At 65.6% G+C, this 15294-nt stretch carries 10 protein-coding genes; 4 read left to right on the top strand and 6 right to left on the bottom strand.

Features of this window, described 5'->3' with window-relative positions:
* Positions 1–244 precede the first annotated feature (244 nt).
* Positions 245–4135: a hybrid sensor histidine kinase/response regulator gene (locus Q9293_RS12305; RefSeq protein WP_306246887.1), complete on the top strand. Its 3891-nt coding sequence runs from the start codon at positions 245–247 to the stop codon at positions 4133–4135.
* Here the strand turns inward: Q9293_RS12305 and Q9293_RS12300 are convergent.
* Positions 4122–5492: a M20/M25/M40 family metallo-hydrolase gene (locus Q9293_RS12300; protein ID WP_306246885.1), complete on the bottom strand. Its 1371-nt coding sequence runs from the start codon at positions 5490–5492 to the stop codon at positions 4122–4124. The two genes, Q9293_RS12305 and Q9293_RS12300, sit on opposite strands and share 14 nt — an antisense overlap.
* A gap of 29 nt (positions 5493–5521) precedes the next feature.
* Positions 5522–5989: a nuclear transport factor 2 family protein gene (locus Q9293_RS12295; protein ID WP_306246883.1), complete on the bottom strand. Its 468-nt coding sequence runs from the start codon at positions 5987–5989 to the stop codon at positions 5522–5524.
* Between the two features lie 105 nt (positions 5990–6094).
* Between Q9293_RS12295 and Q9293_RS12290 the strand changes: the two genes are divergently transcribed.
* Positions 6095–6724: a TetR/AcrR family transcriptional regulator gene (locus Q9293_RS12290; protein WP_306246881.1), complete on the top strand. Its 630-nt coding sequence runs from the start codon at positions 6095–6097 to the stop codon at positions 6722–6724.
* 26 nt (positions 6725–6750) lie between these two features.
* The gene (locus tag Q9293_RS12285) at positions 6751–7998 is read left to right on the top strand and encodes an MFS transporter (protein WP_306246878.1); all 1248 of its coding nucleotides are present in this window, start codon (positions 6751–6753) and stop codon (positions 7996–7998) included.
* Positions 7999–8006: 8 nt separating this feature from the next.
* Here Q9293_RS12285 and Q9293_RS12280 read toward each other — a convergent pair whose 3' ends face one another.
* From Q9293_RS12280 to Q9293_RS12270, 3 genes are all read right to left on the bottom strand, one after another.
* Positions 8007–9881 (bottom strand): GGDEF domain-containing protein, encoded by a 1875-nt coding sequence (locus Q9293_RS12280; RefSeq protein WP_306246877.1) that lies wholly within the window; start codon positions 9879–9881, stop codon positions 8007–8009.
* A gap of 74 nt (positions 9882–9955) precedes the next feature.
* Entirely contained in the window at positions 9956–11452 is a 1497-nt protein-coding gene (locus Q9293_RS12275; protein ID WP_306246875.1) for a hypothetical protein, read from the bottom strand.
* A gap of 173 nt (positions 11453–11625) precedes the next feature.
* Positions 11626–12435, bottom strand: a complete 810-nt coding sequence (locus tag Q9293_RS12270; protein ID WP_306246873.1) for a response regulator — start codon at positions 12433–12435, stop codon at positions 11626–11628.
* A gap of 137 nt (positions 12436–12572) precedes the next feature.
* On the opposite strand from Q9293_RS12270, the gene lepA reads away from it, so the two are divergent.
* The gene (gene lepA / locus Q9293_RS12265) at positions 12573–14390 is read left to right on the top strand and encodes a translation elongation factor 4 (RefSeq protein ID WP_306246871.1); all 1818 of its coding nucleotides are present in this window, start codon (positions 12573–12575) and stop codon (positions 14388–14390) included.
* Here the strand turns inward: lepA and Q9293_RS12260 are convergent.
* A complete protein-coding gene (locus Q9293_RS12260; protein ID WP_306246869.1) occupies positions 14387–15253 on the bottom strand; it encodes a hypothetical protein in 867 nt (288 codons plus the stop codon). The genes lepA and Q9293_RS12260 overlap by 4 nt on opposite strands.
* Positions 15254–15294: the final 41 nt, after the last annotated feature.

The following is a 15294-nucleotide window of genomic DNA, read 5'->3' as shown; positions in this document are numbered from 1 at the left end:
ATCTCTAAATCGGTGAATGACACCTGATTCCCGGGATGCGGATGGTCTCGCTGAGACCAGCTGCCCCCCGGCTCAGAGAGGAATCGATGTGATCCGTCGCGGTGCCAGGCTTAAGAGCTGGCACTGGATGTCGTAGAGGATCCCGTAGGGACGCGATGTGATCCGAATGGGCCTGCTCTTCCGCACGGGGTGCCTTGTCTTGGCCCTGGTTCCATCCTGTCTTTCCGGCGGGCTTGAGAACCTCATGCGTCCCGCCCATCAGGTGTATTCCATCAAGGACGGGCTGCCCCAGAACACCATCCACGCCTCGGCGGTGGAGCCAGCCACGGGGCGCCTGTGGGTGGCCACGCAGGATGGCCTGGCCCACTTCAATGGCCAGCAGTGGCACCCGATCTCTCTGCCCAACCGGCAGGTGGCGAACTACGTGCGGACCCTGGCCTTCGATGGCAGTGGCGCGCTGTGGGCTGGCACCAACGGCGATGGGTTGTTCCGCTTCCAGAACCAGCGCTGGGAGTCGTTCCTGGGGGCAGGACGGCTGCCGGTGGAGCGGGTGAACCAGGTCCTTGCCAGCGCCGGCGAGGAGGGCGTCTGGATCGGCACCCATGGGAGGGGGCTCTGGCGCTACCAGGAAGGACAGTTCTCTCCGGTGGCCACGCCTGAAGGCGCGGGGGGCGGCATTGTCTGGGCCCTGCTTCATGGGCGTTGGCAAGGCCGGCCCCGTTTGTGGGTCGGGATGGAAGGTGCCCTCGTCTACCTCGAGGAGGGGCGCTGGCACGCGCAAAGCCTTCCACCCGCGTTGAAGGGAGTGTCGGTCAACAGCCTGTGGGTGGAGCCCAATGAACGCCGCCTTTGGATTGGCAGCTGGGGCAAGGGCGTCTGGCGACTGGAGGAGGGCCGCTGGACGGCCTTGGGCCGCGCCCAGGGCCTGATGGACGGCCAGGTCACGTCGCTCGTGGCCACGGCCGGACGGGACCGGGGCGAATGGACGCTCTGGGCGGGCACCTTCAGTGGGTTGATGCGATGGGATGGGCAGGCCTGGCAACCGGTGGGGCGGCGGGGCGAGGTGTTTCAGCGTCCCATCTACAGCCTGTTGAGCACGCGCTGGAACGCGGGCGCCGAATCCCTCTGGGTAGGCACTCGGGGGGGAGGCCTGGCCCGTCTGGACCTGGGCCGCTGGCAGACCCTGGATGGCGCTTCGGGGCTGCCCTCCAATGAAATCCGGGCCATCGTGGCCACCCTTGCCAAGGGGCGAGATCCGGACATCTGGGTGGGGGCGGAGCGGGGAGGCCTGCTGCACCTTCAGCCTTCGGGGCTGACGGAGCATCCCTTGCCTGGGGGCGCTCAGGGCATTCACAGCTTGCTGCCGGTGGCGGATTCTGAGGGCACGGCCATCTGGGTGGGCACCCGCGTGGATGGCGTTTTCCGCTGGCACAGAGACCGGTGGGAGCGGGTGCCTTTGCAGGGGCTGCCCGCGGTGGACGTCCTTGCGCTTGCCCAGGTGGAATGGGAACCGGGCCAGTTCAGGGTGTTCGCGGGCACCACCAAGGGCCTGTTCTGGTTCGATGCCGGTGTCTGGCGACCGGTTGGAGGCCCGCTTCTGGCCGGGGCCTTCATCCAATGCCTGCATGTGTCATCCGGCCGTCCCGGGGCCTTGTGGGTGGGGACGCGGGCCCTGGGCCTGGTGCGACTGGATGCCAAGGGCAAGGCCCAGTTCGGGCTGGCCCAGGGGCTTCCCAACCCCTGGGTGCGGGACGTGGCCATCCGCCAAGCCGCAGGCATCCGGGAGGTCTGGATCGCCACCGCCGGCGGCCTTGCCATCCTGGATGAGAACACGGGCCGCATCCAGACCGCGGATGCATTGCAGGTGCTGGACAGCACCTCGGGAAGGGCCGAGCGTTTCGACAGCCTGGCCATCGGCGGTCTACCCAGCCAGGTGGTCAACCAGATTGAATTCGACGGCCAGGGGCGCGGTTACCTCATGACCACCCGGGGCATGGTCCGCCTCGAGCTCCGGGGAGATGGCACTTGGCTGCGCGACACCTACACCGAGGAGGATGGCCTGCCCGAGGGGGAGGGCGTTCCCGGCGCGGCCTGCCTGGATCCGCTGGGGCGCATGTGGATTGGCACCACCGCCGGATTGGCGGTGCTGGATGCCACCCGGGAACTCCGGGATCAATCCTCCAAGCGCCTGCTGCTGGAAACGGTGCATGGCGGCGGGAAACCCGTCTCTGCGGCGCCCAATCAATCTTTTTCTCACCTGTTCCGGGACTGGTCCTTCGAGGCCGCCCTGGTGGGCTTCACGCGCAATGACCGCGTGAGATACCGCTTCCAGCTGGAGGGCTACGAAGAGGTGCCTGGGCCCTGGACCGCAGAGCGGAGGCGGATCTACACAAACCTTGATCCGGGCCGCTACCGACTTCACATCTGGGCGGTGGATGGCTGGGGGAATGCCAGTGTGCCCCTGGCCTGGGAGTTCGTCGTACAGCCCGCGCCCTGGGCCACGTGGTGGGCGCGCGTCCTTGAATTGCTTGCGGCCGCGGGGGCCATCCTGGGCATCATCCGCTGGCGGCTGCGGCTCCTGCGCGTGCACAACCGGGAGCTGGAAAGGGCCGTGGAAAACCGCACCCGCGAACTCGCAGACGCCCGCGATGCGGCCATCACCGCCAACCGCCACAAATCCGATTTCCTGGCGGTCATGAGCCACGAGGTGAGGACGCCCCTCAATGGCATCCTGGGCATGTCCGATCTCCTGGAGGACACGCCGCTCGATCCGGTGCAGCGCGAGTATGTGGAGGCGATCCGCATCTCGAACCACCACCTGTCGTCGCTCATCAACGATGTGCTGGATCTCTCCAAGATCGAAGCCGATCACCTGGAGCTGGAGGCGGTGCCCTTCGATCTGGTGCGGGAGATCGAGGAGGTGGTCTCGCCGGTGGCTTCCGTGGCCCGGGGCAAGGGCGTGGAGTTCGTCTGCGACTTGCCGGGAAACCTTCCGGCCCAGCTGCGAGGGGATCCCACGCGCCTGCGCCAGGTGGTGCTCAACCTCCTGAACAACGCCGTGAAGTTCACGGCGAAAGGGCGGGTGGTGCTGCGCTGCGACATCATCGAAACATCGCCGCTGCGCCTGCGTTTCGACATCGAGGACACAGGCAGAGGCATTCCCGCCGAGGTGCAGGGCAAGCTCTTCGAGCCCTTCCAGCAGGCGGATGCTTCCACCAACCGCGAGTTCGGCGGCACGGGGCTGGGGCTGGCCATCTGCCGACGCCTGGTGGAGAAGATGGGCGGCACCATCGGCTTCTCGAGCCAGGAGGGGCAGGGCTCGACCTTCAGCCTTGAGCTGGCCTTCGAGCCCCTGGCGCCGCCGCCGATCATGCCCCCGGTCTCACCGGTACTGGTGTGCATGGCACCCTCCCGCAGCCGCGAGGCCCTGGTTCGGTTGCTGGGGGACTGGGCCGTGGTGACCGCCGTGGTGCCCTCCCCGGAGCACCTGGCCGCCGAGTTCAGCCGTCATGCGGGGGGCCGATCGCCAACCCTGCTGCTGGATGCCGAAGCCCTGGATGTAGAATCCGCCGCCATGGATGGGAGGCTTCCCGCAGAAAGCCGAGTCGGGATTCTTGCCGCCATGGACGCCCTGCCGCGGCTCGCGGCAGGGGCCGCGGCGGGGCAATTCCAGATCATCACCAACCCCTGGCGCCAGGAGGCCCTTCGCGATTTCATCCTGGGCGCTCGGGGACAGCGCTCCGACGAGACTCGGCCCAGTGGCGGTTTCGTGGGTCGCGTGCTGGTGGTTGATGACCATCCCATCAACCGCAAGGTCATGCACGCCATGCTGCAGAAAATGGGACTGGTGGCCCTGGAGGCTTCCAGTGGCCGGGAGGCCTTGAACTGCCTCGCCGCCGAAGCCGTGGACCTCGTTCTCATGGATTGCGAGATGCCGGGCATGGATGGATTTGAAACCACCCGGCGGCTGCGGGAGCACTCCCGGGTTCCCGTGGTGGCCCTCACGGCCCACGTGCTCGAGGGCACCCGCGAGAAGTGCCTGGCCGCGGGCATGGATGATTACCTCTCCAAGCCCATCAAGCAGGAAGCGCTGGGGCAGGCCCTGCGGCGCTGGCTGGGGTCTACTGGAACCTGACGTCCGACTGGGCCAGGGCATAGGCGAAGGTGGCCAGGGCCGCGGCATTGTGGGCCAGGTCGTCCTTGTCCACTTTGTCGAAGGTGTCGGCCTCGGTGTGATGGATGTCGAAGTAGTGGGAGGCGATGTGCTCCATGCCGATGCCCGTCACGCCTTCGCGCACCATGGGGCTTACGTCGGCGCCCGATCCGCCCAGGCGCAGGGCCACCTTGAAGGGCTCCAGCACCGCGCCCACCTGCTTGAGCGATTCCAGGGCCTTGGCCTTGGCTTCGGGCGTGGCCTTGCGCAGGTCCAGATCGAAGGCGGCCACCTTCTCGCTGCCGGAATCGCTTTCAATGGCGGCGATGATGTTCTTGAATTCGGCCCGGTGCGCGTCGCGGTAGGCCTGGCCGCCCTTGAGACCGTTCTCCTCGTTGGTCCAGAGCACCACGCGGATGGTGCGGCGGGGCTTGAGGCCCAGGGTCTGGATCAGGCGAATGGCCTCCACGGAGATGACGGTGCCAGCCCCGTCATCCTGGGCGCCCTGGCCCACATCCCAGCTGTCGAGGTGGCCGCTGAGGAGGATGACCTCTTCGGGCTTTTCGGTGCCGCGAATCTCGCCTACCACGTTGGCGGAGGGGGCGTCTGGCAGCGTTTTCGCGCCCAGCTCCAGCTTCATCTGGATGCGCTCACCGCGCTGCTGCATGCGCCGCATCTGGGTGGAGGCCTCGATGGTGACGCAGGCGGTGGGGATTTTCGGATAGGCGGGATCGTAGTCCATGGCCCCGGTGTGGGGCGTATCCAGGCTCACGGGGCCCACGGAGCGCACCAGGGCGGCCGCGGCGCCGTATTTCGCGGCCCTGGCGGCGCCATCGTGGCGGTAGGCCACGGTGTGGCCGTAACCCTTGTAGGGCACATCGAAGAGCACGATCTTGCCCTTCACGGCTTCGCCCAGCTTGTCCAGTTCCTCGAAGGAGCCGACCACCACCACGTCGGCCGTGAGACCGCCCTCGGGGGTTCCCACGCTGCCGCCCAGACCCAGAATGTGCAGGCGGTGCGGCGCGGGCAGGATGAGGTTGGCCGATTCATGGCCGCGCACCCAGTGGGGCACCATGACGGGCTCGGTGTGGACGTTCGTCAGCCCTGCTGCCTTCATGCGGCTTTGGGCCCAGGCGATGGCCTGATCCAGTTGGGGCGAACCGGACAGCCGGTGTCCAATGCGGTCGCAGAGCCAGGCCAGGTCTTCATAGGCGCCGTAGGTGCGGAAGGCCTCGGTCCGCAGTTTCTCCGAGGCGCTGCGGAGGGCCTCCTGCGGGGACTGGGCACCGAGGGAGGCGGCGGCGAGGAAACAGGCGAGAAGGCAGTGATGTGGGCGCATGCCTCATCTTACTGGGTAGGCCGGGAGCGTCACGGTTTTTTTGCCTGGGCCTCGATCTGGGCCTTCACGGATTTCATCAGCGCGTTGGGAATGGGCACGCTGAGGTTGTACTGCTGGATGCGCCAGCGGTCCTTTTCCAAAGTGAGCACCCCGCTGCCCCGGGAGGGGCCCAGGTTCGGCGTGTCGAGATCCTCGTCGAACCAGGCCGTGTGCCCGTCCTTGGAAAAGCTGATGGCGCGGCGCACGGCCTTGAAGCTCCAGGCCTTGCCCCGCTGGAAGATGGGATGGGCCCAGGTCTGGAAGGCGGCCTTGGGCCAGCGCTCCGTGGCGTCCGTGCCCAGGAAGACAGCGTTCTCCGCCAGATGCCCGAAATAGCGCCCTTCATCAGCCTGGGCCGCCGCGAGGTGCCAGTCATCCAGCAGGGCGGCCACGGCCTTTTCGGCCGGAGACTGGGCCTGGAGGGTCAGTGCAGCGCAGAGAAGCAAGGCGGTTTGCATCAGAGCTCCTGAGATGGATGGCCTGTTCAGGCTGCCATGGACCGTTCTCTGACGCACCTCATCTCAGGGCTTGTGTAAAAATGAACGTTCGTTCATTATAGATTCATGCGAACAAAGGACCCCCTCAAAGCCGAACAGATCCGGGCCCAGGCCCTGGAGATGCTGGCCCGCGAAGGTTTCCATGGGTTCTCCATGCAGAAGCTGGCCCGGGCGGCCAGCGTGTCGCCCGCCACCCTCTACATCCATTTCGAGGATCGCGAGGATCTGCTGCTTCAGCTCTACAAGGAACAGATGGCAGCCTTCGTTGCCGTGGTGCTGGAGGGCTTCGATCCCCAGGCCCCCTTCGCCGAGGGCTTGGCGGTGCAGTGGCGCAACCGCATCCGCTTCTGCCGAGAGCAGCCGCGCGCCTGGGCCTTCCTATCCCAGGTCATGCACTCGCCCTATCAGAAGGCCTTCTCGGGCCAGATCGAATCGACGCTGCATGACGCCATGCGTGACTTTATTCGCCACGCCATGACCCGGGGCGACCTCTGCAACCTGGGGGCCCAGGGACCGGCCGGGGACTTCCCCGTGGAAATCTTCTGGGCCCTGGCCTTCGCCCCGCTCTACGAGCTGCTGCGCATTGAAGCGGAAGCCTACGGACCGGGCGCTGCCCGCCGCAAGCGGCCCTTTGTGCTCGATGCCAAGCGGCTCGACCTGACCTTCACGCGCGTGCTGCGCAGCCTGCAACCCTGATCCCGTATCCATCCCTCGAGGCATTCATGTCGTTTTCATCTGGCGCCGCGGCGCCGCTGGCACTTACTCCGTATCAAAAGTGGGTGGTGGGCCTGCTGGCCGTCCTGCAGTTCACCATCATCCTGGATTTCATGATCCTCTCGCCGCTGGGGCCCATCCTCATGCCCGAGCTGGCCATCACGCCCCGGCAGTTCGGGCTGGTGGTGAGCGTCTACGCGTTCAGCGCCGGCATCTCCGGCATTCTTGCCGCCGGTTTCGCAGACAAGTTTGATCGCAAGCGTTTGCTGCTGGTGTTCTACGCCGGGTTCCTCTTCGGTACCTTCCTCTGCGGCATCGCGCCGAACTACCCATTTTTGATGGCGGCCCGGGTGGTCACCGGGCTGTTCGGGGGTGTCATCGGCTCCATCAGCTTCGCCATCGTCGCGGATCTGTTCCCCCTGGCGGTGCGGGGCCGGGTGATGGGAACCATCCAGAGTGCCTTCGCCGCGAGCATGGTGATGGGCATCCCCATCGGGCTCTTCCTGGCCAGCCGCTTCGGTTGGCACGGCCCCTTCCGGATGATCGTGGCCTTCGGCGCGGTCGTGGGCCTGGTGCTGGCCTGGAAGCTGCAGCCCATCACGGCTCACATGGAGGTGATCCGGGAGGGCCATCCCCTGATGCACCTCCTCAAGACCGCCACGAACCGCCGCTACCTGGTGGGCTTCACCGCCACGATGCTGGTGGCCACAGGGGGGTTCATGTTGCAGCCCTTCGCCAGCAATTTTGCGGTGCACAACCTGGGGGTGAGCCTGAAGCACCTCCCCGTGATGTACATGGCCAGCGGCGCCGTGGGCATGGTCGCGGGGCCCCTGCTGGGAAACCTGGCGGATCGCTTCGGCAAGTTCCGGCTGCTGACCCTCGCCACCCTGAGTGGCATGGCCATGGTGTGGTGGTGGACAGGGCTGGATCGCATTCCCTTCTGGCTGGCCATCGCCGGGAACTGCCTGCTGTTCGCCACCATCTCCGGTCGGCAGGTCGCCACCATGGCCCTGATTTCAGCCGTTCCCGAGGCCCGCGACCGCGGCGCCTACATGTCTGTGAGCGCCTCCATGCAGCAGTTTGCAGGGGCGGTGTCCTCATCCGTTTCCGGCCTGCTGGTGATCCAGAGTGGCTCCGGCCGCATCGAGAACTACCACCTGCTGGGCTGGGTGGTGATCGCCGCCATGGCCCTCACTTTGGCCCAGATGTGGAACGTGGATCGAATGGTGCGGGGCGCCAGCGCGGCTCGAGGCTGATCCGCAGGCTAGCGCTGTGGCCGCGGCGCGGCGTGGGACCGGCGCCGGTCCAGGAAGCAGCTACAACCGGGCTGCTGCTTCGCGAGCTTCTTGGCGGAGCTGGCGGCGGAGGCCACCTCGTGGTGATTCTGGAAGGCACCAGGCTGGACCTCCACCACGCCCAGGGAGATGGCGGCCAGCGGATGGAACACCGTCCGGCCCTGGCGGTCTTCGGAGAAGTAGCCGCCACGGGCATCGTCCTGGGGATCGAAAAAGGCGTGGCGCCCGGCCTCGAATCGCTCGAGGAAGCCGTGCAGCCGCGCCTCCCAGTCCTCCTGGGGCAGGGCCAGGATGAAGTCGTCGCCGCCCACATGCCCGAGGAAATCCGAAGCGTCTGAAAAGCAGTCCTGCAGCAGGGCGCCGGTCCATTGGATCAGCTCATCGCCCCGCCGGTATCCGTAGACATCGTTGTAGGGCTTGAAGTGGTCGAGGTCGCAGTAGCAGACCATGAAGGGAACCTTCGTCTCCAGCCGCGACTCCAGGTGCTCATGGATGGGCACGTTGCCCGGCAGCTGGGTGAGGGGATTGGCGTACCGGGCGGAGGCGATCTGCATCTGGGTGATTTCGCGCATGAGGTCGTGGCCGGAGCCCATGCCGACGTAGCGGCCGTTCTGGGTGATGATGAAGCCCAGCAGGATGTGGCGCGGATCCGACGACACCACCCGCTCACTCAGATCGTGGATGGAGATGTTGCGGTCCACGATGAGGCAGCCCGTCTCCATGAACTGGGTGCAGGAGCGTTTGCCGTAGAGTTCGGGGCTGAAGGGGCGCGACATGGTGTCGGTGAAGGCGTGGCGGTTCATGAGGCCCAGGGGGATGCCGTCATCCACCACCGGCAGGGACTGGAGGTCGGGCTGGCGCAGAAAGCGGGTCTGCACCTCCAGGTTGCAGGTCGCCGGCGTCACCGGCTGGATGGGGACCAGCAGCCGTTCCGCAGTGCTGCGCTGGGTGGAGGGTGTCACACGTGCAGCGATCTGGGTCATGGGACGCAGCCGGTGGATGAGTTCGTGGGAGATGCGCTGGTTGGGGAGGGGGGCGGGCTTGCCCAGCAGAAAGCCCTGGCCGAAGTCGATGCCCAGCTCCTGGATGACGGCCAGGTCGGCATCGGTTTCGATGCCTTCGGCCACCACCCGGGCCCCGGTGCGGTTGGCGAGCTCCTGGATGGATCTGAGGAAGTGGAGCTTCACGGGATCGCAGCCCACTCCCTGGACGAAGTGCTTGTCCACCTTCACGAATTCCGGTTGCAGCTCAGACCAGAGGCGGAGGCTGGAGAAGCCCTCGCCCAGATCGTCCAGGGCGATGGTGAAGCCAAAGGATCTCAGGTACTGCGCGGCTTCCAGCAGCGGGGCGTAGTTGAACGTGGGCTGGCTTTCCGTGAGTTCGATGACGACGTTGCGGGGCAGCAGCCCAAGCTGGTTGACCAGGTCCGAGCCCAGGGAGGTTCGGCTGCGGGCATCCAGCAAGGCGCTGGGGCTGAGGTTTATGAAGATGCGGTGGTGGCTGGCCAGCCCCGACCAGACGCCCAGAATGGATTCGATGCAGGAACGCTCCAAATCGGCCAGCAGCCCGCCGCAGCGCGCCACCCCCAGCAGGTTCAGGGGGGCATGCAGCACCGAATTGCTGGGACCGCGGATGAGACCCTCGAAGCCGTACAGCTCGCCGATCCTCAAATCGAAGATGGGCTGAAAGCGCGGCGACAGGGATCGCCGCTCGAGGATGGCGCGAAGTTCCCCCAGCAGCGGATGATCCTCCTCGCCAGACGTGGGCTGGGGCGACACGGGCAGGCCCTGAATCACGGGCAGAGCCGGGCCCGAGTCATGGCTGCGAACGGAATCGAGCATCATCGTCTCCATGATTCCGTTTTCGTCCGGCTTTCAGCCTGAACTGAGGTCAACCGGGTGACATCCGCGTAAAAAGGCTATTTCAAGACCAATTTGATCCTCATGCGTCCGCTGGCGTCGGTCTCCAGCACTTCCCAGGCGAGGGGGCCACTGCGGCCTTTCGGGTTTTCACCGGGGCCGAGGTTGAAGGCGGCGTCGTCCAGTTCCCATAGCTTGAGAGGGAGGCGCGGCTTGGGGGGCTCGGGGCTGTGGGGGTGGGCGTCCACCACGCGCACGGGGCCCTTGGGATCGCCGTAGGTCAGCAGGCTCGGATCGATGGTGGCCACCACCAAACCTTCGTGGCCGGGGCCGAAGCGGTTGCCGATGCGGCCCCGCTCGAAGCCCCAGGGGCGGCGCACCTCCAGGCTGAAGAACCGGCCCTGCTTGCGGGGATCGGGGAGGGTCACCCACTGCGGATCCGCGCCGGGGGCGCGAGAGGCGGGCGCGATCCAGCCTTCCCAGCGGCGACCTTTCAGGGCGAGGCGGCGGATGGTGCCGCGAAACTGGCCACGGTACCAAAGCTCAGAGCGGACCCAGGCCATGGGATGGGAGGGACTGTAGCCCGTATCCTCCACCCAGGGGCCCTGGCCCGGATGGGAGCGGTCCCAGCCGCGGTACTGGCCGCCGTCCATGAGATCCCAGATGCCCGCGGTGAGCGCCTTGCCGCTTTCCAGGTAGAGGTCATCCACCCGGTGTTCGCCCATGGCGTGGAAGGCTTCGTGGACGATGTTGCCCAGGGGCACTTCCTCGGTCATGAAGAGCAGGGGCCAGCGCCGATTCCGGTTCCAGGGCAGGGGCATGAGCAGGCTCACGGCCTTGAGGTGGGCCTCGTCGGCGGTGATGGACTGCGGGGCGCCCGGTGTGATGATCCACAGGTGATCGGGCTTGCCGTCGGGTTTGCGGGCGCCGGTGCGGTTATCCACGCGGTCGCAGTCGCCCAGGGTTTCACCCTGCAGGCGTTCCAGCACCCACTTGGCCATGGCGGACTTGTGTTCGTCGCGCCGTGGCGAAGGGTGTTCGGCGCTGCGCAGCTTGAGGAAGCGGCCCTCTTCGAGCAGGAGGGCGCCCTTGCTCACTTCGTACAGGTAGTTGGCGGCACTGGCCACCCCAGGACGGCGCGAGAACAGCAGTTCCCGGAGGGCGCCGTCGGGCAGCTTCGAGGGCTCATCGGTGAAATCGAGGCGCACCAGGAACACAGCCTCTTTGCGGAAAGCCGGCTGAGGGCACAGCACCAGGTCCCGCGGCCATTCCACCGCCGGTATCAGATCCCTGAACCAGCCGTCCTTTTCCACGGCCAACACCGTGTCCCGGTCGTCAAGCTCCAGACGGAAGCGGCCCTCGGCATCGGTAAAGGCCACGGGCAAGTCGCCTGCAGGCGATATGCGTGGCAGGCGATCCGGGTAGACGCGCACGCCCGCGAGGCCTCGGTGCCCATCGGTGACGCGGCCCTGGATGGTTCCGGCACGCAGAGAGGCTTGCAGGAAAAGCGGAACGCAGAGGGCAAAGAGCGCCACTGAGGACGCAGAGGGAAGCATCGGTCTCGTGACGCCCCAAAGGCCGCCCAAAAAAAACGGAAAGGAGCTGCGCCAACGGTTAGGGGCGGCTGCGCCGGTCATCCCTTGTTTTTTCTCTGCGTCCTCTGCGGTTTTCTGCGGTCTCTGTGTTTCAGCGTTGAGTCCCGCGAAAGTGCCGACGCGCCTGCTCACGCCTAGACGAGCTTCTGCAACTGGGCCAGCTTGGCGAGCATGGCCACGCGGCGCCTGGTTTCCAAGGCCACCAGGGGCTTATCCAGGGCGTCGGCGACGGGCTCGTGCAGCCGCGACCAGGTTTCCAGCTCCCCTGGGTTGTAGAGCAGCAGGATGGGCATGTCCTTCAGTTCGGGGGCCTGGTGAACGGCAAGGGCCAGGCTCTGGGCGCTGCCTTCCAGCAGTTCGGTGTCCAGCACCAGCACGTCAGGGCGGTGGGTGCCGATCTGGGCGCGGGCCTGGCCTTCGCCCTGGGCCTCATAGAAGGTGGCCTGGCCCTTGCCGAAGTGGTTCTGCACCTGAGAGCGCACCAGGGAACTGGCCGATACCACCAGCACCTTGGGCCGGGCCGGAGACAGGCTACCAGCCTTCAGGGACAGGGCGCGGATCTTCAGGTGGGTTTGCACGCGCACCTGCAGCAGCAGGGTATTCGCGGGCTTACGTAGGAAGTCGTCGGCGCCGGCGGCGTAGCTCCGGTCCTTGGCATCACGGCTGAGGGCCGTGAGCACCAGAATGGGAACTTCCGCCGTGACCGGATCGGCCTTGATCATTTCGCAGGCCTTGAAGCCATCCATCGAGGGCATCACGGCATCCATGATCACGAGGCTGGGCAGGGTGTCCTTCAGCTCCCGCAGGCGGTCCAAGGCCTCCTGGCCATTGGAGGCACTGATGATCCGGTGGCCCAGCGGCTGCAGTTGCGCTTCAATCTGGCGGCGCTGCAGGGCGTTGTCCTCCACCATCAGGATGGTCATCGGGGACGTGGCGTGGGACAAGCTGGCTCCTGCTCTCTGTCTTCTTGAGGGTAAAGGCCCTCTGCCCGCCGATCAACCGCTGGATGAGGCTTGGATTGTTAAAAGCCCGCAGACTTTGGACGATTCCAACGATACAATGGCGGGTTCGAGGTTCCTCAGTGTCCGATCCCAGCCTGATTCGCAATTTCTCCATCGTCGCCCACATCGACCACGGCAAATCCACCCTGGCGGATCGCCTGCTGGAATTGACGAAGACCGTGGCCGGACGCGACATGCAGGCCCAGATCCTGGATGACATGGATCTGGAGCGCGAGCGTGGCATCACCATCAAGGCCCATGCGGTGACGTTGAAATACCCAGCCTCGGATGGCAAGACCTACACCCTCAACCTCATCGACACGCCGGGCCACGTGGATTTCACCTACGAGGTGAGCCGCAGCCTCGCCGCCTGCGAAGGCGCCATCCTGGTAGTGGATTCCACCCAGGGCGTGGAGGCGCAGACCTTGGCCAACACCTACCTGGCCCTGGAAAACGGCCTGGAAGTGTTTCCGGTGCTGAACAAGACCGATCTGCCCAGCTCGGATCCCGAGCGCGTGCTCGAGCAGATCGACACGGTCATCGGCCTCGTGGACACGGCCCATGCCGTGAATGTGAGCGCCAAGACCGGCTTGAACTGCGAGCAGGTGCTGGAACAAATCGTCAAGTGCATCCCGGCGCCGCAGGGTGATGCCGACGCGCCCCTGCAGGCCCTGGTCTTCGATTGCTACTACGACGCCTACCGTGGTGTGGTGAACCTGATCCGCGTGGTGAACGGCACCATCAAGGCTGGCGACACCATCCGTTTCATGTCCACTGGCAGTGAGCACCGCGTGGACGAGATTGGCATCTTCGATCCCAAGATGGACAAGCAGGAGTCGCTCTCTGTGGGCGAAGTGGGCTACCTGGTCGCCAACATCCGCTCGCTGGTGGATGTGAAAGTGGGCGACACCGTCACCCACGCCGTGACGATGACCACCAAGCCGGCCACGGAGATGCTGAAGGGCTTCAAGGAGATCCAGCCCGTGGTGTTCGCGGGCATCTTCCCCACTTCCAGCGATGATTTCGAGAACCTCCGCAACGCCATGGACAAGCTGCGCCTCAATGACAGCAGCTTCACCTATGAGCCGGAAACGTCGACGGCGCTGGGTTTCGGCTTCCGCTGCGGCTTCCTGGGGCTGCTCCACATGGAGATCGTGCAGGAACGTCTGGAGCGCGAGTTCGATCTGGACCTCATCACCACCGCGCCCAGCGTGCGGTACCACGTGTTCCTGACGGATGGCAGCGAGACCTCCGTGGACAACCCGTCGAAGCTGCCGCCCCTGCAGAAGGTCGCCAAGATCGACGAACCCATCATCGAAGCCACCATCCTCACCCGCACGGACTTCGTGGGCGGCCTCATCAAGCTTTGCGAAGAGCGGCGCGGCATCCAGCAGAAGCTGGAGTATGTGAGCCAGGACCGCGTGATGCTGGTCTACGAGCTGCCCCTCAACGAAGTGGTGCTCGACTTCTACGACAAGCTCAAGTCCATCTCCAAGGGCTACGCCAGCTTCGACTACCACATGAAGCACTACGTGGAATCAGATCTGGTGAAGATGGACATTCTGGTGAATGGCGATGCGGTGGACGCCTTGTCCATCCTGGTGCACCGCAGCAAGAGCCAGACCCTTGGCCTGGCCCTCTGCCAGAAGATGAAGGAAGTCATCCATCAGCAGATGTTCGACGTGGCCATCCAGGCCGCCATCGGCAGCAAGATCATCGCCCGCACCAACGTGAAGGCCCGTCGCAAGGACGTGCTTGCCAAATGCTACGGCGGCGACATCAGCCGCAAGAAGAAGCTCCTCAACAAACAGAAAGAAGGGAAGAAGCGGATGAAGTCCATCGGCAACGTGGAGATTCCGCAGGAAGCCTTCCTGGCCATTCTGAAAGTCGAGAACTAGCCGACTCGATCGTCATCCTTGATTTCGCCAGCCTCGATGAGGTTGAGGAGCAGGTGCTGCAACTCGTCCTGGCCGATGATGCCGCGGCGCTGGAACAGGCGGATGAGGCCCAACACCAAAGTCCGGGTTTGGTAGTTCTCCAGGCGGCGCATCGCTTGAGGCGCAACCCGGCTATGCACCAGGGCAGGATTGGCCGGTGGCGCGGCCACCGGAGGCACCCGTTGAGGCGTCGCCTCGAAGAGGCCGAAGGGATCGATGTTCAGAGGCTGAGTGGGAGCGGCCGGGCCGTCAAAGAAGGGATCCCTTGGAAAGGACGAGGGGGGCGGCGGAGGCGGCGGGGGCAGAGGCAGGGGCGCCAGGGTGAACGACACGGGCAGGGCTTCGTCCAGTCCGGGATCTGTGCCGAGGTCCACCGTGAGGCCCTCGCTGGGTGCATCCAGGCGGCGGTAGAGGTCGGTGATGGCCTTGCGCAGGGCGCTGTGGGAAGCCACGACCGGTTCGATGCTCAGGCCGGAGGCGAACCGCGCGCTGTCGATGGCGTTGAGGTCCGAAGGGTCGGACATGGCCAGCACCAACGATTTGGGCTCCTTGGTGGAAATGGGCAGCACCGTGAACTGATCGGCCAGGCGGTGCGGGACCAGCCGAAGAACCTGCGGCGCCACGTCGATGTTCCGCACATCCAACTGGGGCACGCCAGTCTGGTGGCTGAGGAAATCCATGAGGACTTCCTCGGAGATGTAACCCAGAGCCACGAGGTTGCTGCCGAGCCTTCCGCGCGCGATCTTCTGGTGGGTGATGGCGCTCTGCAGCTGGGCTGGCGTGATGAGGCCGCCCTCCACGAGCAATTCACCAAGCCGCTTCATCGGTTGCTGCATAAGGAGTCCCAGAATGGTTACATCGCTGC

Source organism: Geothrix sp. PMB-07, from assembly GCF_030758935.1.
Classification (GTDB): domain Bacteria; phylum Acidobacteriota; class Holophagae; order Holophagales; family Holophagaceae; genus Geothrix.
The sequence above is the reverse complement of the archived record's forward strand: the minus strand, read 5'-3'. Positions and strand labels throughout refer to the sequence as shown.